The organism is Brevibacillus sp. AG162 (assembly GCF_006715575.1).
In the GTDB taxonomy this organism is placed as follows: Bacteria; Bacillota; Bacilli; order Brevibacillales; family Brevibacillaceae; genus Brevibacillus; species Brevibacillus brevis.
In genome coordinates, this window is the sequence record NZ_VFNO01000010.1 from 67,980 (window position 1) to 93,618 (window position 25,639).

Sequence of the window (25,639 nt, forward strand, 5' to 3'; positions counted from 1 at the left end):
AAATGAAAGCTATTCAAATAGTAGAGTTTGGTGGACCCGAAGTCTTGCAGTACGCGGAACTAAACGAACCGATCCCAGCTCCTTATGAAGTACGTGTCAAACTATATGCAGCAGGTGTAAACCCAAATGAAACGTATATTCGCACTGGGACGTACTCCTTTTATATTCCGGAGCTGCCATATACCCCTGGATTTGATGGCGCCGGTGTGATTGATGCAACAGGTGAGGGAGTAACGCATCTCAAAGTGGGAGATCGCGTATTCGTCGCCGCTCTACTGGCAAAGCGGAATACTGGTACGTATGCACAAAAGGTAGTTTGTGATGCAAAAGCGGTCCATCGCTTGCCGGAGTCAATTTCCTATGAAACAGGGGCGTCTCTTGGCATTCCAGCACTTACTGCCTACCGGGCACTATTTCACAGGGCGAAAATTAAGCCAGGCGAGACTGTTCTGATACACGGGGCAAGCGGCGGTGTTGGATTATTGGCTGTTCAAATGGCAAAAGGCTTAGGGACGACCGTGATCGGAACGGCGAGTACAGAAGAGGGAAAAGCTTTGGTGAAAGCTTCAGGAGCTACACACGTGCTCGATCACATCACGGAAGATTCAATGGAGAAAATCATGTCTTTGACACAAGAAAGAGGACCCGATGTAATCATCGAGTTTTTGGCAAATGTGAATTTGGAGACTGATCTAAAAATACTCGCACCTTATGGCCGTGTCGTTGTAGTTGGAAATCGGGGCAGTATTGAAATCAATCCGAGATTGGTGATGATGAAAGAAGCAGATATTTTAGGGCTAGCTCTTTGGAACGCGCTGCCCGACGAGTACGAGGAGAGTCTACATGCTGTTGAGGCGTTCCTCCAAACCGGGATTTTACATCCGGAGATCGGAGAAGTATTGGCCCTTGAGGATGCCAAAAAAGCACATGAACAAATCATCAATCATAAAGCACATGGAAAGATCATTCTCTCCATCGATTAAGGATACGGCAAGACAGCTGCACCCACACAATTATGATTGTTAATACAATTTACGGTTTCCTTACTAGCTGCATAGATAAAAAGGTAGAGGAAGTTAATCGAAGGACAGTTTCTAATCGTGAAGCATGGAGAAATAGGACGAGGAAAGAAGGAATTACTGGGTATTCATTTGGCTTGTGCCGCTGCCACAGACGCCTATGCAGCTGCTCGACTGGCTGGACATCCTGTCATTGCGTTCCATCTCAGGTGCTTTCCTTGCTCATGGACTACAGGCCAACCGCATTCTAGCACTTGATGATCCTGATGTTGTTGTACAAGTGAGCCGCTCGTGTCACCCGTAGATGTATAGAAGAAGTAGAAGAAGTGGCAACAAAGATTTCGTTCAATTGTGCCTGTGTTCCGGTGATTTTTACAAAAGCAGATGGTTTGCAAATGATTTGGATGTTGATTAATCGGCTACTTAATCTCACTACCCCCTATAATTCGCAGAGTGGAAAGAAGTCATGGTCGCAATAACTTTCATAAGGAGTGAACCAGTGCTAAAGAAACCTTCAGTGAAAAATACGAATGGATAACTGGCTTGTATGCACATTTCAAATAAGTAACCAATTCATTAAAAAATGAAACGGGAGTCTTACTGCGTAAGCGTCAGGGACACCGTAGATAAATAAAAGAGGAAAAAGGAAGGTGCCGTTTGTTCGCCTTTCTTTTTTACAAATGACTAATCTAATTATGTTTAATGTGAATGGACGAGACAGAATATGGAAGGATATCTTTGGATACGACTGGTAATCAGGGGTAACTTCATCTGAGAGGGAGTGAGGGCTGAAAATAAGGGAATATGCGGGGTGAGCTAGTAAAGACAGTTATGTTACCATAACCCCCAAGTTAACCATAATGATTCGTGAGAGGAGAACAAGATACCAACCTCAACCAAATAAGGGCCTAGTTCCGCTCATGGCGGAAGCGGGGGAACCATCTATCCGGGGTTAATTCTGTGCAAACAGAAGGGGTGCAAAACTGCCATCCTACCCGTCAGCTAACCTCGTCGGCTAAAGCAGAGTAATCTTACATCAGTTGCATGTCATCTTTTTGATGCAAGTATCGGGCGCCCATGTCCATTGAGGAGATGGTTGGCTCTTCCCGTGATATTTGGCATGCGTATTTAGAGAAATCAGTCGGCGCATTTTGCTTTTCCGTCAGGGATGGCCCTCCTGAAGCGGAAGCGATGTGCCGACTTTTTTTCTACCATTTCTCATAAAAGAGAGGGGCAAGAGGAATGACAAAGACTAGCATAGCGAGATGGGGGGCTATGGCGATCCTGACGTGTGTCTTGCTGTTAGGAGGATGCGGCGCGGGAACACAGGAAGCCCAGCAAGTAGCAGGCGGGAATACCACTGAATCAGGCCAGGATACGCTAAAAAAAGCCAAGAGCCAGGGGTTTGTCACGGTAGGCTTCGCCAATGAAAAGCCGTACGCCTATGCCAGTCCAGATGGAAAGCTGACGGGAGAAGCGGTCGAGGTGGCGCGAGTGATCCTGAAACGGATGGGAATCAATGAGATGAATGGCGTGCTTACCGAGTTCGGCTCCCTGATTCCCGGACTGAAGGCGAAGCGATTTGACATCATCACGGCCGGTATGTACATCACTCCAAAACGGGCACAAGAGGTTGCGTTTGCAAACCCTGAATACAGCATCGGGGAGGCTCTCGCAGTGAAGAAGGGCAATCCGCTCGGTCTTAAAAGCTACAAAGACATTGCGGCTAAGCCGCAGGCAAAAGTAGCGGTGATGAGCGGCGGCATCGAAACGGAGTATCTCGAAAAATCGGGAGTGAAAAAGGAACAGATGGTGCTTGTTCCTGATCAACCTTCTGCCATAGCCGCTTTGCAGGCAGGAAGAGCGGATGCCATAACGATGACAGGTCCATCCCTGCAAGCCATGCTTGAGAGCGCCAAAGACGACCAGCTGGAGCGTGTGATGGATTTTGTCCAACCGGAAATTGAAGGGAAGAGCGTACGCGGTTATGGGGCAGCGGCCTTCCGCAAAGAGGATGAAGCGTTCGTGAAAGCCTACAATGAGGAGTTGCAAAAGCTGAAAGAATCAGGGGAACTGTTGGAAATTTTGAAGCCTTTCGGTTTTACTGAGCAGGAGCTGCCGGGTGATATGACAGCGAATGAGCTTTTGCAGCAGTAGTGGAGGGAGAAGCTATGAGTGATCTTCTGCCGTTATTGGCAAAAGGAGCTGGAACCACTCTCCAGGTGACAGTCTTGTCGGTGCTTGTCGCTCTGTTTGTTGCATTTCTGGCAGGGTTTGGACGTCTCAGCCGATGGAGCGGCATTCGTATTGTGAGTACGGTTTACGTAGAGTTATTTCGCGGGACCTCTCTTTTAGTGCAATTGTTCTGGTTATTTTACGCTTTGCCGCTGTTGGAGATCGAACTACCGCCTCTGGCTGCGGGAGTCATTGCGCTGGGACTCAACTACGGCGCTTATGGATCAGAGGTTGTGCGCAGCTCCATTCAGGCGATTCCAAAAGGACAGACCGAAGCGGCGATTGCCTTGAATATGACAGCATGGCAACGAATGAAGCTGGTCATCTTGCCGCAAGCCCTCGTCATGATGCTTCCTGCATTCGGAAATCTGTTGATTGAACTTTTGAAGGGTACATCCCTGATTTCATTGATTACTCTTGCGGATTTGACGTTCCAGGGCATGATATTGCGTACAACTGACTCGTCCAGAACATTTGAAATATTCTTTGTGATTTTGGTTATGTACTTTCTCATGGCGTATCCACTGACACTTGCGATGCGGTGGCTTGAAAGGCGCTTTCATGCAGGGAGGGCGTAAGAAAAATGTGGAGCTGGTCTTTTACGTGGAGTATCCTTCCTGAAATTTTGCAAGCGATCCAAACGACGATTGTGGCGACGCTGGCCGGTTTTGTCCTAGCCATGGTCGGGGGCTTGGTACTTGCCTTCGGGCGCAGGTCGAAAAGGCGAGTGCTCTCCTGGTCTTCCGCGGCATTTATCGAATTTGTCCGCAGCACGCCGCTTCTCGTGCAGCTGTACTTTCTCTTTTACGGGCTTCCGGCGATTGGTATCTCGCTTGGTCCCCTAACCTCTGGTGTTCTTGGTTTGGGTATTCATTACAGCTGCTATTTGTCAGAAGTATACCGATCCGGCATTGATGCTGTCCCCCGCGGGCAATGGGAAGCAGCACGGGCACTGAACTTTTCCATCGGGCAGACATGGCTGCGCATTATTTTACCGCAAGCGATCCGTCCAGTGGTCCCCGTGCTGGGCAACTATTTGATCGTCATGTTCAAGGAGACGCCCATCCTGTCAGCGATTACCTTAGTGGAAATGCTGGCGACAGCCAAGATCATCGGTGCCGAATCGTTCCGTTATCTGGAGGCGTTCACGGTGGTGGGACTTCTGTTTCTGGTGCTTAGCTACGGTTCCTCCCTTTTGATCAAAAAATGGGAGCAGTCTTGGAATAAACAGTACATGCAGAGGTGATCGACATGAAAACAGGCATACAGACGGAACCCGTCGTTCGTTACCGAAATGTGAGCAAAGCCTATGGTGACCTGCAAATTTTAAAAGGGATTGACCTAGATATTCATCCTGGGGAAAAAATTGCGGTCATTGGCCCGAGCGGTTCCGGTAAAACGACGCTCGCCCGTATATTGATGACGCTGGAGGAGCCGACGGAGGGAACAGTTGAGGTGGCTGGTCAAAATTTATGGCAGAAGCAAGTAAGCGGCAGACTGGTCAAGGCGGATGAGAAGCATTTGCACAGCATCCGTGGGAATATCGGGATGGTTTTCCAGCATTTTAATCTGTTCCCGCATATGACCATCCTGCGAAATGTAACAGAGGCTCCGATCCATGTCTTGGGTATGAGCAAGGAGGAGGCAAAAGAACGGGCCGTGACGATGTTGAAAAAAGTTGGGCTCGATGACAAGCTGGCTGCTTATCCTTCCCAGCTTTCTGGAGGGCAGAAGCAGCGAGTGGCAATCGCCCGTGCGCTGGTGATGCGTCCAAAGGTCATGCTGTTCGACGAAGTAACGTCCGCGCTCGATCCGGAGCTAGTGGGCGAGGTGCTTGCCGTGATCAAGGAAATCGCCAGGGAAGGTGAGATGGCGATGCTGTTGATCACCCATGAGATGGATTTTGCTCGCGATGTTGCGGATCGCGTCATTTTTACAGACGGTGGCACGATTGTCGAGCAAGGTTCTCCCGAGCAAATTTTTTACAATCCGCAAAGCCCGCGTTTGCAGGCGTTTCTGAGCCGCTTTCGTGCCGGCTGATGAAAGGAGGTGAAATCTTTGAAAGCGACAAGTCGAGACCGCATCGTCCTGCGCCTGCCGACTGAGGAGGATGGAGCAAGCATGTGGGAGCTGGCAAGAGATTCAAAGACGCTTGACCTGAATTCTTCCTATGCCTACTTGTTGTTTGCCAAGTATTTTTCGGACACATGCCTTATTGCAGAGGAAGAAGGCAAAGCTGTCGGTTTTGTAATGGGCTTCCATCCGCCAGAGTCTCCGGATACTTTGTTTGTTTGGCAGATTGGGGTATCCGAGAGCAAGCGCGGTCAAGGAATTGCCAAAGCGATGCTCCGGACAATGCTTCAGCGAACAGCCAAGAGTGACGTGCGTTTTTTGGAGGCGACAGTCTCCCCTTCAAACGGCGCTTCCCGTGCGCTTTTCACGAAAATCGCCAAGGAGCTTGCTACCGAATGTGAAGTAACGGAGTGCTTTCCCGCAAGATTGTTTCCGGGACGTACACACGAGCCGGAATGGACGTACCGAATCGGTCCCGTTCCCACCATTTCATAAGGAGGTTTTGCATGAAAACGATTGTCGAGACGAGATCACATTTATCTGTGTTTGACCAGATGGAATCGGAAGTGAGAAGTTATTGCCGCAGCTTTCCTGTCGTCTTCACCAAGGCGAGCGGGCATACGGTCTGGGATCGTCAGGGCAAGGAGTACATCGACTTTTTTGCAGGTGCGGGTGCGCTCAATTACGGACACAACAACCCTGCGATCAAGAAAAAGCTGATGGAGTACCTGCAACAGGACGGAATCACGCACAGCCTGGATATGGCGACAGAAGCAAAGGAAGCGCTGCTCACCCAATTTCACGAGAGTATACTCACGCCAAGAGGGCTTTCCTACAAAGTGATGTTTCCAGGGCCAACCGGGACCAACTCGGTGGAAGCAGCATTGAAGCTCGCCCGCAAAGCCACCGGGAGAGAGATGATCATGAGCTTTACGAACGGCTTTCACGGAATGACCCTTGGTTCTTTGGCTGCCACAGGCAACCGGATGAAAAGAAAGGGAGCAGGTGTCCCGCTCTCCCATGTGATGGCTCTGCCTTTTGATAAGTACATGGGCGAGGGAATCGACACTACGGTTTATATTGAACGGCTGCTCGAAGACGATGGCAGCGGCGTACCTCTCCCCGCAGCTATGATCCTCGAAACCGTTCAGGGGGAGGGCGGCATCCATGTAGCGAGTGCCTCGTGGCTGAGACAGATCGAGCGTATCTGCCGCAAACACGACATCCTGTTAATCGTGGATGACGTGCAAGCGGGATGCGGACGAACGGGTCCTTTCTTCAGCTTTGAAGAGGCAGACATTACACCTGACATCGTGTGCCTGTCCAAATCGATTGGGGGATTCGGCTTGCCCTTTTCGCTTACACTCCTGAAGCCGGAGCTTGATGTGTGGCTGCCGGGCGAGCATAACGGAACCTTTCGGGGCAATAATCTCAGCTTCATCGCGGCAGCCGAAGCGCTGGAGTACTGGCGAGACGACAGCCTCAGCGAGTCAGTCAAGCAAAAGGGGAGCATCGTGCAAACGCATTTGTCACATCTGGTGCAAACGTATCCTGACCTGTCGGGAGAAGTGAGAGGGAAGGGCTTGATGCAAGGAATCGCCGTGGGTGTCGACGGGTTGGCAGAAGAAATATGCACGCGGGCATTTCAACGAGGACTGATTATGGAGACATCCGGGCCGAAAAGCGAAGTCATGAAAGTCATGCCGCCTTTGACCATCACCGAAGAGGCGCTGCGCAAAGGCTTGAACATGCTGGATGAGGCCGTGAAGGAGTGCCTATCTGGCGATTTTCGAAAAAGGAGTGAAGGAAAATGATCGTCAAGCATTTGGAAGAAATTATGGGGACCAAGGATGACATTGATACGCCAACATGGAGCAGCAGACGGATGCTTTTGAAGAAGGATAGCATGGGATTTTCCATGCATGACACGATTATCAAGGCGGGAACGGAGACCTTCATCTGGTACAAAAACCATCTGGAAGCCGTCTATTGCATAGAAGGCGAGGGAGAAATCGAGGTGGTAGGCGGCGAGACCTACCAGATCAAGCCAGGAATGATGTACGCCTTGTCGGAAAATGAAAAACACTATTTGCGCGCTAGAAGCCAGATGAGGATGGTGTGCGTCTTCAATCCTCCGCTGACAGGCCGTGAAGTCCATGATGAAGAAGGCGCTTATCCTTTGCTGGAAGTGTAATGATTTTTAAAAGGAGAAAGGAGCTGTCGTATGAAGCAATCAAGACCTGAACTACTGATAGAAGATCAATACCCTTCCCGCATCCATGAGCATCCCGCACTCCTGCAACGAGTAGATCCTGTCGTCTACTGGAATGAAAAGACAAAGGAAGGGCCGCTTACGCAGGAGTCGCTGCAATCGTATGAGAACAAAGGCTACATCAGTCTGCGAGGATTTTTCTCGCCGGAGGAAGTGCAGGAATTGCGCGATGAATTGACCAAACTCTGGCAAGAAAACCGCGGGTCCACACGCAAAGAGGTTATTTGCGAGCCGCATAGCAACGAAGTCCGTTCCATTTTTGCCGTTCACCGTGATAACCTCGTGTTTCAACACTTGTCTCGTCATCCGCGCTTAGTCTCTATCGCTCAACAGATTTTGGGGAGTGAGGTTTACATCCATCAATCCCGGATCAATTACAAGCATGGCTTTACAGGGAAAGAATTTTACTGGCACTCCGACTTTGAGACCTGGCATGTCGAGGACGGGATGCCGCGCATGAGAGCACTCAGCTGCTCGATTTCACTGGAAGAAAACTATCATTACAATGGGCCGCTGCTATTGCTGCCAGGCTCGCATCAAACGTTTGTCTCATGCGTGGGCCAGACGCCAGAGTCTCATTACGAGCATTCCTTGCGCAAACAGGAGTACGGTGTACCAGATCAGGGAAGCTTGAAGAAAATGGTGGAGCAGCACGGAATTGATACGATGATCGGTCCTGCCGGTTCAGTAGTCTTTTTTGACTGCAATACTATGCACGGCTCCAATGGAAATATAACACCTATGCCGCGAAGCAATGTATTCATGGTCTACAACAGCGTAGAAAATCGGTTGGTAGCTCCTTTTTCCGGCCAAAAACCAAGACCGGATTACATCGCCACAAGGGACTAAGGAGTACGGCTCACAAGTCTAGCAAGCAAATGGGAGGAGAAAAATGGCTCTCGTTGTACAAAAGTATGGTGGCACATCGGTTGCTTGCGTGGAACGAATTCGCGCGGTTGCGCAACGGATTGCCCAATCAAGACAAAGCGGAAACAAGGTAGTGGTAGTTTTGTCAGCGATGGGGAAAACCACGGATCGGCTGCTGAAAATGGCGACGGACATCGATCCTTGCCCAGAAGGACGTGAGCTAGACATGCTGGTCAGTACGGGAGAGCAGGCAGCTGCGGCTCTTCTATCGATTGCTCTGCGTCAACAGGGCTGCAATGCCATTTCACTTGCCGGGTGGCAGGCTGGGATTCTGACTGAAGCCAAACACACCGATGCCCAAATCGTGCACATTGATCCCACCCCCATTGAAAGAAGATTGGCAGAAGGAAAAGTAGTAGTGGTAGCGGGTTTCCAAGGTGTGTCGGCAGACGGGGAAATCACGACACTGGGGAGAGGCGGGTCAGACACAAGTGCAGTTGCGCTAGCTGGAAGCTTAGGTGCCGAGATTTGTGAGATTTTCACCGACGTGGAAGGTGTATACACGGCTGACCCGCGAACCGTTCCCACTGCTCAAAAAATTCACCGCATCACTTACTCGGATATGCTGGAGCTTGCTCGCTCAGGCGCTGGTGTCCTTCACCCTCGTTCTGTGGAAGAGGCGATGAAAAAGCAAGTACCCTTGGTCGTGCGCTCCAGCTTTACAGAGAGGGAAGGAACCTATGTAGGACAAAATGAGAGGAGCTGGAGCGCACAGCAGGTATGCGGAATTGCTCATCAGGAAAAGATGTCCGTTCTATGCATAAAGAGAAAATCGTATTCGACTGACCATGTGGATACCGAGCTCACTGAAATACTTCATGAAGCGGACATTTATGCGGAAGTATGGGCGAGGGGAAAAAACAGCCTCGACATTTGTTTGCCCACATACCAGGTAAACCCCCTGCTTGCTCTACTTCAGGTGAAAGTTGACGGTGGTGTGGATTTTTGGAGGGAAGAGTTGGAATGGACCAAAATCAATATTATTGGTGTGAATCACTCGAGCATACAAGAGCTGATGCAAAAGGCTAGAGACTTCACTTTTCCGATTCGCTGGGGGAGACAAGGAACGAAAGGGGCTTCTTGTCTCGTACCTCAAAAATTCAGCAAGCGGGCAATTCAGGCTTTGCATACGGGACTTGGGCTGGACGCAAAGATGAAGGCAATCGTTGGTTCATAGCTGAGTATATCCAAACCGAGCGGAGGATCGTCCAATCGGTTTGGATATTTTTTATCTTTACTGTAGGTTGTCTGAATGAGTAGTTTGATGTCCATACTTGATTTCTGAAAAAATATTATCTTCGACAGTTAAGTCTCTTCGTACCATTGGGATTCTATTCTCAATAAAATGAATTAACTTCTGGATATCTTCTTTGGTTGCCGGTTGTTTATCTGATTTAAGTTGATAGCCTAAATTTCCGCTTACTTCAATCGTAGCCCATTCAACATCGGATATACTTGATATTCCAGCTTGTCGAAGTCTCATTTCTAATTTGTCAGTGGAGAGCCTGAGTTTCCGCATGTTTTCAATAAGCAATTGTCCATTTTCAATAACGAGGACTGCCTTGCCTGTAATAATGGATTCGAATAAATTAGATTTCACACCCAAGTATTCAATCGCGATCATTCCAATAACAAGAACAAGTGCCAAGACAAAAGTAGGCCAATATCCGTGACCACTAATCGGCTGAATGAGTAACGTTCCTATGCCAATCATGACAACCACTTGGGCCATAGTCATTTGAGAGATAGATTTTCTGCCTGCAATACGAAGCAAAAGAGTACCAAATACGATAACGCCGACGGTTTGCATAATTAGTATCCAGCTCATTTTTTACCCCCATCTTCCAATCATGTCAGTATAGGTTTCCCAAATGATGGAGGTATTATGAATGCAAATATGTCTTCATCTACAATCATGATGTTTGCATATCTAGTTTTTTGTACTTTCTACTGTTGTCTGAAATTAAATTGATAGGGGGATACGTCTGTTATGCAATTGGCAGCACATGAGATGCAAGATCTACACGACTGGCGTTAAGTTGTGTAAATTCCATTACGAACATGGCCTGCTTTCTTAATCAGGCCCAAGATACAGAATTAAACTAATCCTGCAAAGCCATTTCCCATTACATATTCAGGACTATAACATGAAGGCCGAGTATTTGGGTAAAGCCGCGGGTCCAACGTCAAAGCTACCTGTGCCTGAGATCCAGCCAGTCCTGCAGTCGTTCATACAATCCCCGGTGCCCCCTTCTCCAGTTACTCCCAGAACGACAGTTCAACAATTTAATGACCGGGAAATCGCTACCGCATATTTACTGACACTGAAGAGGGCAGGCAGAGAATATGCGTGGGCAACAATGGAGATGAGTCATCCGGAGATTAGAAGCTTTTTAGAGGATGCTTTTCGTATGAGTTCACATCATGCCTATGACGTCTGGTAATGGATGGTAAAAAAGGGGTTCTACCCATTGGAACCTGCGTCGCAAACAACGACTAACATTCTTGGTGGAATGTATCAGGTGTTCCAAGAACAGGTCACCGTACCTGTACAATAAAGTGTGGCATCAAAACTGCCCTCTTCGTTTGACAGAAGAGGGCAGTTTTCCATATCTCAAGCATCGAAGGTTTTGGATTGCCAGTTTATTGCTTATAATTTTCTTGTTTCCAATAGTCGTTATTCTTTTTTCTTGGTTATTTCCCAATGTCCAGTACATAACAATTTGTTCTTTGGTGCGAATGTAACTTTCGCGCTATTCTAACAGGAGTTCTTTTAGCCGTGACTAAACATTTTACACTATCTATGGCTCATAAGAAGTGGAGGAACTCGAAAATCACCTGCGTAATACCCTTCACAATTACATATCAGCCATTCAAAAAGCCATTGGAAATGCTAGTGCGCGATGGTTTTTCATTTGAATTTGGTTACTGTTCTCGAACAAAGGAACAGTGAGTCGGTATTTCGTTGATCTCATACGCCACACGGATGGCAGATTGTATTGCTCCCTGAATCCATCCGTGAAAATCAGAAGCATGTTCACCAGCGAAGTGAACTCTTCCCTCAGGTGTTGCAATGTATGGAGATAAATAAGTTTCTTGAAATGGTTTAAACAAGGTAAAGGCTCCTGCGGAAAATGGATCTAACGACCAATTATGTGCGACTCCAGTGACAAATGTCTTGTAGACTACGTCACCGTGTATGTCAGCCATGATCTTGAGAGCCTTCATCACTTGCTCTTCCTTTGACATGCTAATCCAAGGTAGCGCATCATCTTCCCATGTATAACTAGCTAAAACAACTCCACTTTCACTTTTAAAATTATGACTGGGGTAGTAAGAAAGGCGAATAGGCAAGTCAGTAACACTTTGGCCACCATACACCCCATTTTCTTCCCAGAATCTGCGTGAAAATTGGATGCCTATTTTCGTTGAAGCGACATAATGAAGCTGGCGAATGGCGAGCCGTTTATGATAAGAAAACGAATGGAAGGGTTCTACTTCGACAAATTGAAGCACAGTAAAAGGAACGGTAATGATTGCAAGGTCTGCCGTTACTTGAAATGACTCAAAGTTTTGAGTCTGTTCGCCAGCGATTGTAACATGGTTGTCGTACTGGATGATTTTAGTCATCTTACAATTGCAGTGTATATTCTCTTGTAATTGTGGTAGGAATGCATGAGGCAATTTGTCAAACCCGCCTGATATTTCATAAAACCGGGTAGTGGGTGTGAAGAGGATGAAGTCGCGCAAAATTTCAAGGAAAGAAAGTTCGGGAAAACCTTCAAAACCAGACATGACATTGATCATATTGACGGCAGCAGCGGACAATGATGGGCCCACAGGGTTGTTACGCAAAAAAAGTTCCATCGAATATTTATCAAACTTTTTGATTATGATGGGCCAATGCCTTTCAGGGTCTTGATTTATAAAATCTATGACCGGCTTGACTGCAAGTTGGGCTAATTCGTCAGCAGTCTTACCTCTTTCATGCGGTGCTAACGGAAAGCGAAGGATGTCGGGATCTTGTTCATATACCCATCGACGTGACCTTACTCCATTCACATACAACAAATCATTCGGTGTCAGGTTTAAAAATTCATTGAGAGGTAGCTGAAATTTCGAAACGTATTCCATCGTCAATTGATGGCTGCTGGGAATCCGCATAGCACCAGCCTCTATGTACTGATCATCATAAAAAGGGGAACGAAGTGTGAAGACTCTCCCTCCAATCCGGTCGGAGGCTTCTAGGATTGTTACGTGATGTCCCGCGTCTTTAAGCAGTGTGGCTGAAACCAGTCCTGCCATACCCGCGCCGACGATAACGATGTGTTTTGGAGTAGAAGTTTTGGGTAGCCCATGTTTAATTAGAGTAAGCATTTGAGCTTCAGATAGTGTAGAGGTATTTGCCATTAGTATCACCTTAGAGTTTAATATTGAATACAAATTATTCTGGGATTTGCCTAGGTGTGATTATTCCAAATTGAGTGGTTGGTATTTGTGTAAAATGAATTATTTTGTATTTCTCTTGTTGCGACTAATTCTTTTTTATCGAAACTTCATATCAATTAAGGTGGAATAAATTTCGGCTTAGGGCCGAACTATATGTACCAGGAGGTGAAGGGATATGACAGTAGCAGCTCAAGTAAAGCAAGCTCTTGCCACCTTGAAAGGTACACAAGCAGATTTGGAAGCATTTGCACTCAGTACTCAAAATCAGCAAGCGAAGCAATTGTATGCACAAGCAGCTGAACAGACCCAAGCCATCGTTACCAACTTGCAACAACGGGTAACAGAACTAGAAAACGAGGAACCGCAGTACAAAGGATTCTAGAGATCTCGCTTGAACAGGGAGAGGGAATCCCTCTCTCTTAGATCTTGCCCATGGTTAACAGAGGTGGAATATACCTGACTGGTTGAACATACACTACTGGCTAAGGAGCTTATAACGTCGGCATCACCATGGGTTCCATCGCAGGTTTCTGCTTATGGAATGGATGTACTGCACACTTAGCTTCACTATTAAGGAAGATTCTCCATGACGAAGTGATTTTTGCCACTTAAACAAATGCCAGTTAGACTTGGTTATGTTTTTTCTGTTCATAAAGTGAACTGAGAAGTTGTGAAATATCAGTGGCTTTTACAGAGCGTATTTGAATTGAGAGTAAGAAAAGGATAAATAGGGAATCACTAGAGGAACTTTTTGAACGACCGATTCTACATCGGCAGATCAATGGTGACGTAGTGTATATCGCTTTAGATTTAGCTCGCTTAGGTTGGAACGTCGAATCTTAGATAGAAGCTCCCGCACAGAATAGACTAGTATTTCCAGACTCATGAGGAGGAATTTAGAATCGGGAGTCCTAAAGATGACAAATAAACTAAACTTCATAACCCTCTCTTGCCCGAGAGATTTCCCCAGAAAAAACTGGATAAGGAGAAGAGCATGAATAAAGGTGAAAAAATACAAAATTCTAAAAATGACACAAAACAAAATATGTCCACATTCTTTATCACCGGAAAAAAAGAGGATACCGAAGCCATTCATAGTGATAATCTTGAGATCGATAGCGATGTGAATGAAGATCCTAAACGTGAAACCCTGCTTGATGACTCTTTACATTCATTTCTTGATCACTACATGAAGGGGTAATGAAACGAAAAATATGATTGAACCCGTTTCTGCAGAAGAGGCGGGTTTATTTCATTTCCTTAGAACTGGATGATGAATTAAATGAAGTAATCGAACAACCAAAGAATAACCACAAACAAAACAGCTCCTATAAGAAACATCATCCACTTTGATTTTTTCTTTTTTGGCTCTTTTGTTTGATTTTCTTCTTGTTGCTGTTTTTTGAGTAGTAATGGTAATTGAGATGAAGCAATTGCAGCTATGCCCGCAAATATCCAAAACCTCATTGTTTTCTTTGCTTCGTTATTCCCCAATCTTTTTCCCTCCTAACAGTTTTCAGTATGCCCAAAACATCCATAAACCGTTCGTGTTGATGATATAAATGATTTATGAATGGAAAACAAAGCATTAAGCATAATATGGGCAATTGAATACGTTTTTTAGAAACATTAAAAAATATTATAGTAAGTTGTTTAATTGAAAATCGTACGGAATTATTTTGCGAGTATAGACAGTTTCCCACAAAAAAAGCAAGGCACCGGAAACAAGCGCCTTGCTCTTATAAAAGGGGCCATTAATGTGCTTACCCTGCTGTAATGTAGGGTGAAGGATCGTGACGAATTATCAACAGGTCAAGATCGTTTATTCTTGAATTCGGTTAATGTTTTCACTACCTTTTTTAACGCTTTCCGCCGTTGCGTCAATAGCAAATTGAGTTGCATCACTGGCAGTTTCCAGTGCATTTTGAGTAGCATCCGTTGCAGTTTCAACCCCTCTTTTAATTGCTGCTGACGTGGCTTCCAGTGCTGATTGCTCTTGATTATCAGGCATTTTTAACCTCCTGTTGTTCGATTTGATATTTAACAAACATAATTATGTCCTTTTTTCAAAAATACGATTCACTTCGGCGGAGCTGACAAATAATTTTCCAGCAATTTTTCTTTTGACATGATTAGGAATTTCGGGACCAGATCTTTTTCTTTGGCCATGCTTTTTCGATTCGGATGACATAAAATAAACATCGGTTTTAAATAGGCTTGTTTCAGTTGTAGATAAAGTGGATTGTTTATTTCTCTAACCTCAAATCCAAGCTTTTTTACTCCTCGCGTCAAAAGCGTAATCCCGATAATTCCTTTGATTAGTTTTTCCTGCGGATGCTTGGCTATGAATTGTGCTAAACCGGGAAGAGAATTTTCAACCCGATTATACACATACAATGCCCGCTTAACGTCATTTTCTATCGTCATCATTTCTTTTAAAAGTGAGCAGTTATGCAAGTGGATCTTGAGTAGCAGATCGTTGGGAAGAAATGAAGTTCCGTCAGACATTGAAAGGGCGTCACCGCGAAAAAACAGAGGTTTTACACGAAAAATATTTCTTTCGGATTGATTCACATACTCTAAGCGGGATAAGCAAAAATAGAGTTTGTCTACAAGTGACCACATGTGAATGAAAGTTTTCATCTTCTTTAATCTCCATGAAAAATGATTTGAACACGTCATGATGAAACTTAGAGTCAACAATTGAAAAAAAGATATTCATCGCAAGGAATGGAAAAGAGAGGGGACCCGGATTTTTTACCCCTTAAAATACAAGCTACTTTCCTACATCAGTTTAATCCGGCAGAGGTTTGCAGCATTTCATTCAGTATTCGCATGGAGCCTCTTTATTGTTGCAACCCTTGGTATCACGGTGTTTGGGTTATTCCATTAATCCTAAGAATAGGTAGAGTAGAGGATTATCCACAAATAGATTGAGAAAGCTTTTTGTGGAAGGTGAAAATAAGCGCGGTGGATTATCAACGAATTAAGGCATGTTAAATAAGATAAGTATCTTGAAGAAACCGTGCAGGAGTTTTTATTGACAATTCAGTTTTTACATTTTGAATCACTGGCTGATGAGCAGCCTATTATGCAGAATTATATTCAGTTCATAAAAATGTTATTTCATGAACTGAACTTTATTTTGATCGAACGCGAGAACGTATATACCAAGTGTAAATGCATCGGGGCTTTTGAATCACTTATAGATGATATTGATGTAGATTATTTCACCAATTATGTATCGTTAGGCTACTCGTGTTGTTTACATTAATTAAACTGTGACTCGTATATAATCTAAATAATTTATTTAACAAGTATGACGCTGGTTAAAGCAGTAAGCTTGTGTCACAGTTTTCACGACACAAACTTACTGCTAAATACATATTAATGACTACTTTAGTAGTATGCTTGTGTCGCCAGATAAAATCCCATTATATTTGCACCTAGCCGATTTCTGCTCTTTTTATCAGTTTACATAATATATATTATCGGACTCAAAATGAAATGCATAATTTCTAAGAGGGGTACTCACCTGTTTTATAAGCTACGTGTCACAAACTCGTTCGTACATGAATCTAATTGAAAGATGATGCAAATTAAATAGCTTTTTCCCATCTGTTGGTCCCAAATGACATACATGCATGTGCCGAAACACGCTCTCATAAAAACCTTAATAGTAATCAGGAGCTTTTCCAGTATGTTTGTCGGCTTCACAGTAAGACATTACCAGCAGCAACCAAACTGCTGTCTGAACCATCACTCAAACATTTATCAACTATCTACATAAACTGCTTAAATTTCATTAGAATAAAAAAATTCATTTTAAATAAAAAAACAGCATTTACATTTATTGTAAATTCATTTATAATATAATTAAGATCACTATAACTAAAAACGCCCGGAGGTCCCCAAATGACCAAAGTAATCCCAAAATCCAAAGCGATCACCACTACACCGAAAAAAAGATCGTACGAAAATACCTTGAACAACTTGGCGCAATATCTCGAACGAAATAAGAAAAAATAACCAATAGAAAAAGAGTGCCACGGAGGCACTCTACTTTGGCGTCTATAAGCTTTTCTTCTCTCTTCCTTCCCCTTTTACCCCAACCTCTATTCTTCAGCCGTTCCCATCCAATCCAACAAGTAAAAATCTGTTACCAAACGTGCGATTTGTCCCTCGGCATCATAACCGATATAGCTCGCGTAGCTGCCGTCTCCCCATCCTGTTGAAAACATGGCAGCATTACAGCCTCCCGCTAAATCTATTAGACCCCAACTCCGCGTGTGCTTATACGTTTGGTCCATTTTCTTCGTCAACGTCTCATAGAACATCTCGTCCTTCTCCATTTCTCGTTCCAAAAGCGCGCAAGCTTCTGTATCCATGAACGAGCCTGTACCCGCATCCACACCGTAGCCAAAAAATTCACCTTCGCCAAGCTGTGACACATCTGACTCCGGCCAAACAGCCATTTCCCAAGACACGACAGGTTTATCCGAGAAGGCAATCCGTGCCAATGCTACCCGTTCGTCTGGCTCCAGAGAGTCATCTGTTTGGTTTTCCTTTGACAGGGATTGAACTTGCGCGATTGCGAGCTGTACGGGGAAGCTACCCTTAGGGAAAACCTCTGTAAACGGTTCCGTCTCAAACATGACAAACGGATCATTCGCCACGATTTTTCCTGTTTTCACCTGAAGCTTGCCCACATCTTGGCGGAACAACCGATAGAAATAGCCCTCTTGCTCTATCGTATACCCTTCGTCAAATGCCGTTTCAAAAAAGGCAGGGCAGTTATGAATCATGATTTCATCCCCTTTTTCCATTCTCTACATAAAATCCCACTGACGATAGTTTGCCAGTGGGATGTCGTCTGCATGCTAATTTACTTGATCAGAGCTGCGTCCAGCGCCACTTCAATCATTTCATTGAAGGTCGTTTGGCGTTCGTCAGCGGAAGTTTCTTCACCGGTCAGGATGTGATCGCTTACGGTGAGGATAGACAATGCGTTGCGTTTGTATTTTGCAGCCAATGTGTACAGTGCGGAGGATTCCATTTCAACAGCAAGCACTTGATAGGAAGCCAATTTTTTGTACAAATCCAAGTTCTCGCGATAGAAGCTGTCGCTCGTAAAGATATTGCCCACTTTAACAGACAGATTGCGCTCTGTCGCTGCTTGATACGCTTTGTGCAGCAAATCAAAGTTAGCAGTAGGAGCAAAATCAACCTGATTGAGCAGGAGACGATTCGTTTGGGAATCGGATGATGCAGCCATACCAATAATCACGTCACGTACTTTGATGTCTTCCTGGATCGCGCCGCAAGTGCCTACGCGGATCAAGTTTTGAACGCCATAAGATTGCATAAGTTCATTGACGTAGATCGAGATAGAAGGAACTCCCATGCCCGTTCCTTGTACAGAAACGCGCTTACCTTTGTATGTACCTGTGAAGCCGAGCATGCCACGCACGTTGTTGTAGCACTCTGCTCCTTCGAGGAAAGTTTCAGCAATGTATTTGGCCCGTAGCGGATCGCCCGGCAGCAGGATGGTTTCAGCAATTTGACCTTGCTGTGCTCCAATATGAATACTCATAATCTGTTTGCTCCTTTATCAGAAAAAAATGACCTACTTGCCTATCGTACTACAAAAACCGAACAATGCAAAGTCAAGAGATCAAATGATTCCAGCGGCTTATGATTGCTCATTTGCGTGAGACTTTTGAAAATAACGAATAAGCGATACCCACAGACGGCATCGCCTCAACAACGGTTTCATTCATTTGAGGGACAACACATAGTCCATCGCTTCCAGGTGATCTCCCAGGATCGTCTGGTTAACGCTCGGTTTATTCTTTCTCTGTGTCGCTCTTTTTCTCGTAAGCTTTGCTGATGCAATGTAATGAGATGGCACGACTCGCAATTGATTGTGTAGAGCAATGGCGTGCGCAACTGCAGGTACGACCAAATGTTGAACGCCTATGATAGAGGCAGCTTGTCGCGTCATAGCAAAAGGCAAATCGTACATCGAGGAAGTCCCTAGTTCATGTCGTGAAACCAAGGTATTGAGAAATGTCTTCGCTAGCAAAATGGTATCCGGTTCCATTGATGGTCGTCGAAGTGATGTCATGCGCTTTCTCAAAGCGATGTCTGCTCCCCGGTAACACGTTCTGACAAAGGACTGCATATCATTTGCAGCTACGACGTGATCCGCATCGAGAAACAACCACACATCTCCTGCGGCCTCCTTGGCACCAATTGCTCTCCATACATCATTCCCTAAAGGAAACGGGTACACAAACGCTGTGAGTGGGCAGGAGGAATATGTGAGTATCTTTTTCACCGATTGATCCGGGCAGCCATCCACAACGAGTACGATTTCCATGGGCCGGAGCTTCTCAATTTGTTTGAGTACTTTTTTGATCGTCCGCTCGTGGTGGTGAACGGAGAGGATGACACTTAATCGATTTAAGTTCTGGCATTTTTCTTTGCCATTAATGTTCTCTTCTTTGCTTTTTTTTGTGGGATCTCGCATATTTCGCTTTGCGTTTGCCACCCCATCCACCACCCTCCTTAACGCGCGATTCTAGATGAATGACCGAGCGCAAATGCAAAACGTTCGATGAATGCACCAAGTCGCGGTGTCGTTGTCCATCCTGCTCTCCGCGTCGCAGCTTCGTTCCACCCGTTAGTAACTGGATTGCCTTTGCATGCTCACGATAAATCGTACGGATGTCTTTTCGCACGATATCACGAGTGCCAGTTGCTTGTTTTTCCGGGGCAAACGGGGCGATTGTCGTCATTTTGAGCCCCAAGACTGACGCTTGAACCAAAGCAACTGCCGGATTGATTAAAGTCTTGGAACCAATTGCCTCCAGAGCATATCGACTCAAAGCAAAGGGTATGTTTTCAAAGGAAGCGGAGCCCATGCTTTTTTGACCAAGAAGATGGTTCAGCAAGCAATAGGCACTTCTTGGTGAACCTCCTCCTCTTCTTGATACCGAGCGGTTGGAGCATGTCGTGATAATGACATCCGATCCCTTTTTGACCAGCGTGACATATTTCTTCAAATATAAAAGAGGCACGGCGACGCGTTCGTCGATAAAAAGGACAACGTCTCCCCTCGCGTGAGCAGAGCCAATCGCTCTGGCCTCATGGCTGTCTACTTCCAAACCGGTTGAAATAACGAGGGCTCCCCATTCATTGGACAGGATAGCTTCTTTGGAGCTTACTCCGTTGCGTACGACAATTACTTCCGTGTCTCGATCTATTCTTTTGGCAATAGAGAGCAGTTTCTTCATATTCCTGGCGTTGTCACTCATTGGGATGATGACGGACACGGCAGGGCGATCATAGATTCGGTTGTCCATCTCAATCCCCCTCACCAGAGATAAGTGATTACTCTAATGTACGCTCGTTTTTCACGATTGGACACGGCATCTATCCATCATAACTCAACAAGAGATGACCTGCTTGGAACACTGGTTTTCCCATGCGCTTTCACAAAAAAAACAGGACGCGCATATTGCCACGTCCTGTTTTGACTCTCATTTTTGTATTAGTAGAACCGCCGTTGAAGGTTTCGCTCACGAATTCGTTTATTCCTCTGTGCACGGGAAAACGTATACACGATTAAGAAAAGGTTCATTCCTAACCAGACGATTAATACGCTATAACGGGCCAGAGGATGTGTGTTGCCACTTTCTGAATCCCCAAATACAGAAGCAGGAGCTGGAGCAGGCGGATCATGACGAAGCAACGGATAAGAGACGGTTAGGTTGCCAGCCTGGACAGACAGGTTCCCATCTGCTTTTAACTTTACCAAAGGCTCCACACCTTTGGGAACCGTCGCATACAAGTCCGCCTTGGCTGTAAAAGTCACAACGGAGTTATTGCCAGGAACAGCTACTTCTGAAAAAGCATCTCCTTTTTTGGCGATTGGTTTTGTCTCAAATCCTTGAAAGCCAAAGTCCAGTAGCTTTTTCACATCTTTGTATGCATTTGCACTTGTAGAGGCCTTCATCGTGACAGCGATGAGCTCCATTTCTCCACGCTTGGCGGAGCCTACCAGCGTATGCATTGCCTGATCTGTGAAACCGTTTTTGATGCCTGTCGCCCCTTCGTAATCGCGCAGGAGCTTGTTGTGATTCACTAACACTGTCTCCCACGTTTGTCCATGCCAAGGCAGCCGCTTCGTACCGACAATCTCCCTGAAAACGGGGTTTTTCATCGCGTACTGCGAAATTTTGGCCATGTCAGCGACGGTCGTGTAATGATTTGGATCATGCAGTCCGTGTGGATTGCTAAAATTCGTTTCGGTGACACCTACTTTTTCTTTCAAATAGGCGTTCAAATCCACTGCAAAACGCTCTGTCGTCTGGCTCATATGCTCCGCAATCGCTGTACCAGCGTCGTTGCCAGAATTCATGAGCAGTCCGTACAACAAATTGCGTAGGGAAATCTGTTCTCCCTCTTCCAAATAGACACGTGTTCCTTCTTCACGGCGTGCTTTTTTTGAGACGGTGACAGTGTCATCCAGATTCCCTTTTTCTATCGCGTAAATACCTGTTGCGATTTTTGTAATACTAGCAGGGTACAGCTTCTCATGAGGGTTCTTTTCAAACAAGACTTGTCCCGTTGTAGCATCAATCAGAATGGCTGATTGTCCAGTGAGAGTAGTAGGCTCCAGGCTTGATGACTCCTCGGCAAAAGCGAAAGGCATGCCAAGGTTGAACAAAACCATCACCACAACGAGTAGGTTCGTTAGTAAAAAGCGCATGTTAGTCTATATCCTTTCCTACTTTGTCGCGTTTTTTCAGGAGACGTTATTTCAACCGGATCCCCAACAAATCGTGAATCATTTTAAACTTTGGATTGTCCGCAAAAGCCTCTTCGAAACCACTGACATGTTCCCTGTACAAGGCTGCGGCCGAATCCAAATCCTGCTTGACGTACAAGGAAAATATTTCCTCCAATTTTTCTTCCAGTGTCGTATCAACTTCTGCCGGTGTGAGAATTTCTTGACGCAAATTGTTCATCAGCACGTCGAGCTGATGCGTGATCACGGACGCTTCATGAAGCTGCTCCAACACGTCTGTCGGAATGTTGCCCGCATACTTGTATCGCAGTTCGTGTTCATTCGTCGCCCAGAAGTTCATGCCCAATGTACGGATTTGGATCTCACAAAAGAGTGTTTTCTTTTCGCTGCCGTGGTATACCGTATACGAAACAATCATGTGAATACTTCTGTAGCCGGAATCCTTTGGAGCTGCGATGTAGTCCTTGACATCGTGAATGACGATATCCTCCCGCTCCTGCAACAACTGCTGCACCTCGCGCACGTCGTCTACATAGCGGCATACAACTCGAAGACCCGCGATATCCTGGACTTCCTTGGCGACGTCACTTTGCCAATGATCTCCCAAAAAATCGATTCCTTTTTCATTCGCCTTCTTTACTAAACTGTCGACTTTTTTCACTCGTCCGACAACAAATTCAATAGGAGAATAGCGGCCGCTTTTTAGAAAGCCGTATTTAATTCCTTTTAGTTTTAACTTTAGCTCTTCAACTGCCTGTTCATACGGCGCCAAGAAATGAACCATGTTGTTGAGCACTTTGCTTGGCACATTTGTGACTCTCATGAAGACACCTCCAATTACTTCCAGAGGAAAGGTGATGCATCAAAAAACGGCTGCGGATTCACATACGTATTTCCCACTAACATGCCGTAATGAAGGTGAGGACCTGTAGAAAAACCGGTGCTACCCATTTGTCCAATCACCTGTCCCTGTTTCACTTCTTGCCCTGTCTTGACATCTAGCTTGGACAAGTGAGCATATATCGAAAAAATATTTAACCCGTGATCGATGATGATGGTATTGCCTGTTAAGTATAACGAGTCGGCCAGAACCACTTTCCCATGGTTGCTCGCCCAAATTGGCGTTCCTGTTTTGTTCGCGATGTCAATCGCAGAGTGCCGGTTGGCTGGCACACCATTTACTACGCGTTGATAGCCGAATGGAGTCGTTAATTTTCCGACTGCTGGCTGTTTAAACGGCTCCGAGAAATACGGAATCGCTCTCGAGTTTGATCGGGCTGCATTGATCTTTTTTTGATCGGCATTGATTCGTTTCGTATCCTGTCGCATTTTGTTGAGCTGTTTACTTACCGTGAGCTTGTCTACTTCAAATTTTTTCGGTGCGATTGTCACAGTTACGGAAAGTTTTTTGTCAGCAGATGTAACTTTATAGGTCCCTGCTTTCGTGTTAAAAGGAATCGGGATGAACCGGGCATACTCATCTTGAGTCTTTTGCAAACGATAGTTCTGCGAGAATACCGTAACGGTTTGTGGCTCTTTACTGCGTACAAAAATAACGTCCCCAGGATATGTTTTGGCTGGTGTTACGCTGATTGCTGGTTGTTGTTTCGTTGTTTGGGCGTAAACCCCTTCTACTGTCTGGCTGAATATGCTTGTCCCAGAGACGAGCGTCAATGCTGTGACCAACATGAGACTAACCATTGATTTGAACATAGACATGCTCCCTCCCATTTTCTAGTATAACAAAACACACCCTGAAAGGAAAAAGAAAAAGAAGGCTAATGAGCTAGCCTTCTCCAAACATTCCAAATGTAATCTTACTGTTTCTTCGAATAATCCGACATCATTTCCATGATGGATTGCACGCCTGTCAGCATTTCGCTTGCACGTTTTGTTTTTTGCGAGATGCCTTCAAAATCAAGCACCCCTTTTTTTCGGTCGTTCCATCTTTTAAACAGCTCTTCAGCCATTCCCGGGTTGCTACGAACCGCTCTAATCCGCATGGAATCTTCGAGAACCCACGCTTCAAATTCGGGATGCTTTTTTAAAAGTTGCTTGATTTCTTTTTTCTTCATAGCCGGACGTCGCTCCTTTCCACTGGACAAACGAGGATAGTTAACTGTTCGTTACACCATATGACTAGTCCGCGATTGTGCTTGTGTGTTTGCACCACACAGGAAAGAAAAGGGCTTTTAATGGAAAAACATAGAAAGGCCCCTAAAAAGGGACCTCTCTTCATCCAGCTATTTACTTGTCAGTACGTTAAACTTGACGGCCTGCCATTTGTTGCTCAGCAAAGCTCACCAGACGCTTGGTAATTTCGCCACCAACAGAACCGTTTTGACGAGAAGTAGTGTCTGGGCCGAGATTTACACCGAATTCAGATGCAATCTCATACTTCAGTTGATCCAAAGCTTGGTTCGCTTGAGGAACTAGCAGGTTGTTGGTGCCACCTTGGTTGTTAGCCATGATTGATTCCTCCCGACGCGTTTTTTCTCCCGGGACGGGTTTGCACCGTCAGCGTTTGCTTCTCGCCTTGAGACCGGAAGTTGATTTTCAAGAGGTGGTTGTTGACCTCTTGTGGTACTATCATCCCACCGCAACAAAAGTACATGCACGTTTTCTTTCGATATTTCAGTTGTAAAATCTGACAAGGTTGTCCCGCTCCTTTATGCTATAATGGTGCGTATAGTTTGGTAGTGAGAGGGGCAAGGTTTTGTGAGTGATTCAGGAAAAGTACTGCTCATCGATGGCATGAGCTTTTTATTTCGTGCCTTTTATGGTTCTGCTTGGGGTGGAGCCTATCGCCAGACTTCAACAGGTGTGTACACAAATGCGGTTTATGGATTTACAAAGATGATGCTCGATTACGCAGAGTTGACACGTCCTACTCATCTCGTGGTGGGCTGGGATGTCGCTTCGCGCGAATCTTTGGTGCGCAGTCAATGGTATGACGGCTATAAATCAAATCGTCAAGCGGCACCGGATGAGCTCATTCCACAATTCGATTTGGTAAAAGAAGTAACGGATGCGTTCTCGGTTCCGAACTTGGGTTGCCCAGGCTATGAAGGCGATGATGTATTGGGTACGCTCTCCACACGTCTTTCCGAAGAAGGACACGAGGTCATTATTGCGACAGGGGATTACGATAGCTTGCAGCTCATATCTGAACGAGTTAGTGTAAAAATCCTGAAAAACGGTGGCAAACACGAGCATTATGATCCAGCGAGCCTCTTGGCGTTGCGTGGGATTTCACCTGAACAGGTCGTTGACGTCAAAGCTTTAATGGGAGATGCATCTGACTGTATTCCAGGCTGCCCAGGTATCGGCGAGAAAACAGCGACAAAACTGATTACCGAGCATGGTGATCTGGACAACCTATATGTAAATCTGGCAAGCTGTACGCCTAAAATGCGCAGCAAGCTGGAAGAGAATCGCGATCAGGTGTACTTGAGCAGAAAGCTGGCTACGATTATTCGGGATGTTCCGGTGGAGTATGCACTGGAGGATGCCGTGTGGGAATACGATCGTCAACTCGTTCAGAGCAAATTCGACGAGCTTGAATTCGGACGTACGATGGCAGCGAGAGTTGGTTAATTGGGGTCATGATTATCGGCTGAGAGGAAGCGGTCTATCCACTTTTTTTCAGCCGATTCCTTTAGGCACTGCATAATCGCTCCGTCAGTGAAACCCACACGATTCGACGATCCGTTCGGTCTCGGAATCTTCGTACCAAATTTTCCTCCTCCAGCCTACTAATTAAGCCTGAAGTTGTGCTGTTTGACAAATCAACAGCCTTGCTAATATCCCCCATTGTTTTTGGTCCGTTTCCCAGAAATTCGAGAATCG

At 45.7% G+C, this 25,639-nt stretch carries 28 protein-coding genes, 2 pseudogenes and 1 riboswitch; of the genes and pseudogenes, 15 read left to right on the plus strand and 15 right to left on the minus strand.

Annotation, left to right across the window (positions count from 1 at the left end):
• Nucleotides 1-2: 2 nt before the first annotated feature.
• The 11 genes and pseudogenes from FB479_RS24245 (at nucleotide 3) to FB479_RS24295 (ending at nucleotide 9,703) form a co-directional block, all read left to right on the plus strand.
• A complete protein-coding gene (locus FB479_RS24245; protein WP_142066986.1) occupies nucleotides 3-983 on the plus strand; it encodes an NADPH:quinone reductase in 981 nt (326 codons plus the stop codon).
• 147 nt (nucleotides 984-1,130) lie between these two features.
• A pseudogene (locus tag FB479_RS31050) lies at nucleotides 1,131-1,360 on the plus strand (biotin-independent malonate decarboxylase subunit gamma); the annotation flags it as partial.
• A gap of 554 nt (nucleotides 1,361-1,914) precedes the next feature.
• Nucleotides 1,915-2,050, plus strand: a riboswitch (cyclic di-AMP (ydaO/yuaA leader).
• 211 nt (nucleotides 2,051-2,261) lie between these two features.
• Nucleotides 2,262-3,176: an ectoine/hydroxyectoine ABC transporter substrate-binding protein EhuB gene (ehuB, locus tag FB479_RS24255; protein WP_255438596.1), complete on the plus strand. Its 915-nt coding sequence runs from the start codon at nucleotides 2,262-2,264 to the stop codon at nucleotides 3,174-3,176.
• 14 nt (nucleotides 3,177-3,190) lie between these two features.
• Complete coding sequence (ehuC, locus tag FB479_RS24260) at nucleotides 3,191-3,832, plus strand: ectoine/hydroxyectoine ABC transporter permease subunit EhuC (protein WP_142066987.1); 642 nt, start codon at nucleotides 3,191-3,193, stop codon at nucleotides 3,830-3,832.
• 5 nt (nucleotides 3,833-3,837) lie between these two features.
• Nucleotides 3,838-4,500: an ectoine/hydroxyectoine ABC transporter permease subunit EhuD gene (gene ehuD, locus FB479_RS24265; protein ID WP_142066988.1), complete on the plus strand. Its 663-nt coding sequence runs from the start codon at nucleotides 3,838-3,840 to the stop codon at nucleotides 4,498-4,500.
• 5 nt (nucleotides 4,501-4,505) lie between these two features.
• Nucleotides 4,506-5,294 (plus strand): ectoine/hydroxyectoine ABC transporter ATP-binding protein EhuA, encoded by a 789-nt coding sequence (ehuA, locus tag FB479_RS24270; RefSeq protein ID WP_106655350.1) that lies wholly within the window; start codon nucleotides 4,506-4,508, stop codon nucleotides 5,292-5,294.
• 18 nt (nucleotides 5,295-5,312) lie between these two features.
• Nucleotides 5,313-5,822: a diaminobutyrate acetyltransferase gene (ectA, locus tag FB479_RS24275; protein WP_255438597.1), complete on the plus strand. Its 510-nt coding sequence runs from the start codon at nucleotides 5,313-5,315 to the stop codon at nucleotides 5,820-5,822.
• Between the two features lie 11 nt (nucleotides 5,823-5,833).
• Entirely contained in the window at nucleotides 5,834-7,141 is a 1,308-nt protein-coding gene (gene ectB / locus FB479_RS24280; RefSeq protein WP_106655351.1) for a diaminobutyrate--2-oxoglutarate transaminase, read from the plus strand.
• Entirely contained in the window at nucleotides 7,138-7,521 is a 384-nt protein-coding gene (locus FB479_RS24285) for an ectoine synthase (RefSeq protein WP_142066989.1), read from the plus strand. The genes ectB and FB479_RS24285 overlap by 4 nt, the downstream gene beginning before the upstream one ends.
• A 30-nt stretch (nucleotides 7,522-7,551) precedes the next feature.
• Nucleotides 7,552-8,448, plus strand: coding sequence for an ectoine hydroxylase (thpD, locus tag FB479_RS24290; protein ID WP_142066990.1), 897 nt, complete (start codon nucleotides 7,552-7,554; stop codon nucleotides 8,446-8,448).
• A 43-nt stretch (nucleotides 8,449-8,491) separates the two neighbouring features.
• The gene (locus FB479_RS24295; RefSeq protein WP_142066991.1) at nucleotides 8,492-9,703 is read left to right on the plus strand and encodes an aspartate kinase; all 1,212 of its coding nucleotides are present in this window, start codon (nucleotides 8,492-8,494) and stop codon (nucleotides 9,701-9,703) included.
• A gap of 57 nt (nucleotides 9,704-9,760) precedes the next feature.
• On the opposite strand, the gene FB479_RS24300 is transcribed toward FB479_RS24295, so the two are convergent.
• Nucleotides 9,761-10,354 carry a DUF421 domain-containing protein gene (locus FB479_RS24300; protein ID WP_142066992.1) on the minus strand — a complete coding sequence of 198 codons (594 nt, stop codon included), beginning with the start codon at nucleotides 10,352-10,354 and terminating at the stop codon, nucleotides 9,761-9,763.
• A 319-nt stretch (nucleotides 10,355-10,673) separates the two neighbouring features.
• On the opposite strand from FB479_RS24300, the gene FB479_RS24305 reads away from it, so the two are divergent.
• The gene (locus FB479_RS24305; protein ID WP_255438598.1) at nucleotides 10,674-10,970 is read left to right on the plus strand and encodes a spore coat protein; all 297 of its coding nucleotides are present in this window, start codon (nucleotides 10,674-10,676) and stop codon (nucleotides 10,968-10,970) included.
• 481 nt (nucleotides 10,971-11,451) lie between these two features.
• On the opposite strand, the gene FB479_RS24310 is transcribed toward FB479_RS24305, so the two are convergent.
• A complete protein-coding gene (locus tag FB479_RS24310) occupies nucleotides 11,452-12,936 on the minus strand; it encodes a flavin monoamine oxidase family protein (protein WP_142066993.1) in 1,485 nt (494 codons plus the stop codon).
• Between the two features lie 214 nt (nucleotides 12,937-13,150).
• On the opposite strand from FB479_RS24310, the gene FB479_RS24315 reads away from it, so the two are divergent.
• Nucleotides 13,151-13,357, plus strand: coding sequence for a DUF1657 domain-containing protein (locus tag FB479_RS24315; protein WP_142066994.1), 207 nt, complete (start codon nucleotides 13,151-13,153; stop codon nucleotides 13,355-13,357).
• Between the two features lie 612 nt (nucleotides 13,358-13,969).
• A complete protein-coding gene (locus FB479_RS24320) occupies nucleotides 13,970-14,176 on the plus strand; it encodes a hypothetical protein (protein WP_106655357.1) in 207 nt (68 codons plus the stop codon).
• 77 nt (nucleotides 14,177-14,253) lie between these two features.
• Here FB479_RS24320 and FB479_RS24325 read toward each other — a convergent pair whose 3' ends face one another.
• From FB479_RS24325 to FB479_RS24380, 12 genes are all read right to left on the minus strand, one after another.
• Complete coding sequence (locus FB479_RS24325) at nucleotides 14,254-14,469, minus strand: hypothetical protein (RefSeq protein ID WP_142066995.1); 216 nt, start codon at nucleotides 14,467-14,469, stop codon at nucleotides 14,254-14,256.
• Nucleotides 14,470-14,797: 328 nt separating this feature from the next.
• Nucleotides 14,798-14,986, minus strand: a complete 189-nt coding sequence (locus FB479_RS24330) for a hypothetical protein (RefSeq protein WP_142066996.1) — start codon at nucleotides 14,984-14,986, stop codon at nucleotides 14,798-14,800.
• Between the two features lie 68 nt (nucleotides 14,987-15,054).
• Entirely contained in the window at nucleotides 15,055-15,618 is a 564-nt protein-coding gene (locus FB479_RS24335) for a YkoP family protein (RefSeq protein WP_142066997.1), read from the minus strand.
• A 1,472-nt stretch (nucleotides 15,619-17,090) separates the two neighbouring features.
• On the minus strand, nucleotides 17,091-17,780 hold the full coding sequence (locus tag FB479_RS24340; RefSeq protein ID WP_142066998.1) for a DUF4241 domain-containing protein: 690 nt from the start codon (nucleotides 17,778-17,780) through the stop codon (nucleotides 17,091-17,093).
• Nucleotides 17,781-17,860: 80 nt separating this feature from the next.
• Nucleotides 17,861-18,568, minus strand: a complete 708-nt coding sequence (gene deoD, locus FB479_RS24345; RefSeq protein ID WP_106655380.1) for a purine-nucleoside phosphorylase — start codon at nucleotides 18,566-18,568, stop codon at nucleotides 17,861-17,863.
• Between the two features lie 183 nt (nucleotides 18,569-18,751).
• Nucleotides 18,752-19,507: a glycosyltransferase family 2 protein gene (locus tag FB479_RS24350; RefSeq protein ID WP_142067074.1), complete on the minus strand. Its 756-nt coding sequence runs from the start codon at nucleotides 19,505-19,507 to the stop codon at nucleotides 18,752-18,754.
• Nucleotides 19,467-20,342 carry a glycosyltransferase gene (locus tag FB479_RS24355; protein ID WP_142066999.1) on the minus strand — a complete coding sequence of 292 codons (876 nt, stop codon included), beginning with the start codon at nucleotides 20,340-20,342 and terminating at the stop codon, nucleotides 19,467-19,469. The genes FB479_RS24350 and FB479_RS24355 overlap by 41 nt, the downstream gene beginning before the upstream one ends.
• A gap of 188 nt (nucleotides 20,343-20,530) precedes the next feature.
• The gene (locus tag FB479_RS24360; protein ID WP_142067000.1) at nucleotides 20,531-21,751 is read right to left on the minus strand and encodes a D-alanyl-D-alanine carboxypeptidase family protein; all 1,221 of its coding nucleotides are present in this window, start codon (nucleotides 21,749-21,751) and stop codon (nucleotides 20,531-20,533) included.
• A gap of 46 nt (nucleotides 21,752-21,797) precedes the next feature.
• A complete protein-coding gene (locus tag FB479_RS24365; protein WP_106655384.1) occupies nucleotides 21,798-22,613 on the minus strand; it encodes a GTP pyrophosphokinase in 816 nt (271 codons plus the stop codon).
• Nucleotides 22,614-22,627: 14 nt separating this feature from the next.
• On the minus strand, nucleotides 22,628-23,503 hold the full coding sequence (locus FB479_RS24370; RefSeq protein WP_142067001.1) for a M23 family metallopeptidase: 876 nt from the start codon (nucleotides 23,501-23,503) through the stop codon (nucleotides 22,628-22,630).
• Nucleotides 23,504-23,607: 104 nt separating this feature from the next.
• Entirely contained in the window at nucleotides 23,608-23,865 is a 258-nt protein-coding gene (locus FB479_RS24375) for a hypothetical protein (RefSeq protein WP_047067209.1), read from the minus strand.
• A gap of 187 nt (nucleotides 23,866-24,052) precedes the next feature.
• Nucleotides 24,053-24,259, minus strand: a complete 207-nt coding sequence (locus FB479_RS24380) for an alpha/beta-type small acid-soluble spore protein (protein ID WP_106655386.1) — start codon at nucleotides 24,257-24,259, stop codon at nucleotides 24,053-24,055.
• 249 nt (nucleotides 24,260-24,508) lie between these two features.
• On the opposite strand from FB479_RS24380, the gene FB479_RS24385 reads away from it, so the two are divergent.
• Nucleotides 24,509-25,387: a 5'-3' exonuclease gene (locus FB479_RS24385; protein ID WP_142067002.1), complete on the plus strand. Its 879-nt coding sequence runs from the start codon at nucleotides 24,509-24,511 to the stop codon at nucleotides 25,385-25,387.
• Between the two features lie 61 nt (nucleotides 25,388-25,448).
• On the opposite strand, the pseudogene FB479_RS24390 reads toward FB479_RS24385, so the two are convergent.
• Nucleotides 25,449-25,637: pseudogene (locus FB479_RS24390) on the minus strand (MarR family transcriptional regulator); the annotation flags it as partial.
• Nucleotides 25,638-25,639: the final 2 nt, after the last annotated feature.

What these genes read in the sequence shown, in the direction of transcription:
- FB479_RS24245 (WP_142066986.1), top strand. Translation starts at nt 3, where the DNA reads ATGAAAGCTATTCAAATAGTAGAGTTTGGTGGACCCGAAGTCTTGCAG.
- ehuB (WP_255438596.1), top strand. Translation starts at nt 2,262, where the DNA reads ATGACAAAGACTAGCATAGCGAGATGGGGGGCTATGGCGATCCTGACG.
- ehuC (WP_142066987.1), top strand. Translation starts at nt 3,191, where the DNA reads ATGAGTGATCTTCTGCCGTTATTGGCAAAAGGAGCTGGAACCACTCTC.
- ehuD (WP_142066988.1), top strand. Translation starts at nt 3,838, where the DNA reads ATGTGGAGCTGGTCTTTTACGTGGAGTATCCTTCCTGAAATTTTGCAA.
- ehuA (WP_106655350.1), top strand. Translation starts at nt 4,506, where the DNA reads ATGAAAACAGGCATACAGACGGAACCCGTCGTTCGTTACCGAAATGTG.
- ectB (WP_106655351.1), top strand. Translation starts at nt 5,834, where the DNA reads ATGAAAACGATTGTCGAGACGAGATCACATTTATCTGTGTTTGACCAG.
- FB479_RS24285 (WP_142066989.1), top strand. Translation starts at nt 7,138, where the DNA reads ATGATCGTCAAGCATTTGGAAGAAATTATGGGGACCAAGGATGACATT.
- thpD (WP_142066990.1), top strand. Translation starts at nt 7,552, where the DNA reads ATGAAGCAATCAAGACCTGAACTACTGATAGAAGATCAATACCCTTCC.
- FB479_RS24295 (WP_142066991.1), top strand. Translation starts at nt 8,492, where the DNA reads ATGGCTCTCGTTGTACAAAAGTATGGTGGCACATCGGTTGCTTGCGTG.
- FB479_RS24300 (WP_142066992.1), bottom strand. Translation starts at nt 10,354, where the DNA reads ATGAGCTGGATACTAATTATGCAAACCGTCGGCGTTATCGTATTTGGT.
- FB479_RS24305 (WP_255438598.1), top strand. Translation starts at nt 10,674, where the DNA reads ATGAAGGCCGAGTATTTGGGTAAAGCCGCGGGTCCAACGTCAAAGCTA.
- FB479_RS24310 (WP_142066993.1), bottom strand. Translation starts at nt 12,936, where the DNA reads ATGGCAAATACCTCTACACTATCTGAAGCTCAAATGCTTACTCTAATT.
- FB479_RS24315 (WP_142066994.1), top strand. Translation starts at nt 13,151, where the DNA reads ATGACAGTAGCAGCTCAAGTAAAGCAAGCTCTTGCCACCTTGAAAGGT.
- FB479_RS24320 (WP_106655357.1), top strand. Translation starts at nt 13,970, where the DNA reads ATGAATAAAGGTGAAAAAATACAAAATTCTAAAAATGACACAAAACAA.
- FB479_RS24330 (WP_142066996.1), bottom strand. Translation starts at nt 14,986, where the DNA reads ATGCCTGATAATCAAGAGCAATCAGCACTGGAAGCCACGTCAGCAGCA.
- FB479_RS24335 (WP_142066997.1), bottom strand. Translation starts at nt 15,618, where the DNA reads ATGAAAACTTTCATTCACATGTGGTCACTTGTAGACAAACTCTATTTT.
- FB479_RS24340 (WP_142066998.1), bottom strand. Translation starts at nt 17,780, where the DNA reads ATGATTCATAACTGCCCTGCCTTTTTTGAAACGGCATTTGACGAAGGG.
- deoD (WP_106655380.1), bottom strand. Translation starts at nt 18,568, where the DNA reads ATGAGTATTCATATTGGAGCACAGCAAGGTCAAATTGCTGAAACCATC.
- FB479_RS24350 (WP_142067074.1), bottom strand. Translation starts at nt 19,507, where the DNA reads ATGCGAGATCCCACAAAAAAAAGCAAAGAAGAGAACATTAATGGCAAA.
- FB479_RS24355 (WP_142066999.1), bottom strand. Translation starts at nt 20,342, where the DNA reads ATGGACAACCGAATCTATGATCGCCCTGCCGTGTCCGTCATCATCCCA.
- FB479_RS24360 (WP_142067000.1), bottom strand. Translation starts at nt 21,751, where the DNA reads ATGCGCTTTTTACTAACGAACCTACTCGTTGTGGTGATGGTTTTGTTC.
- FB479_RS24365 (WP_106655384.1), bottom strand. Translation starts at nt 22,613, where the DNA reads ATGAGAGTCACAAATGTGCCAAGCAAAGTGCTCAACAACATGGTTCAT.
- FB479_RS24370 (WP_142067001.1), bottom strand. Translation starts at nt 23,503, where the DNA reads ATGTTCAAATCAATGGTTAGTCTCATGTTGGTCACAGCATTGACGCTC.
- FB479_RS24375 (WP_047067209.1), bottom strand. Translation starts at nt 23,865, where the DNA reads ATGAAGAAAAAAGAAATCAAGCAACTTTTAAAAAAGCATCCCGAATTT.
- FB479_RS24380 (WP_106655386.1), bottom strand. Translation starts at nt 24,259, where the DNA reads ATGGCTAACAACCAAGGTGGCACCAACAACCTGCTAGTTCCTCAAGCG.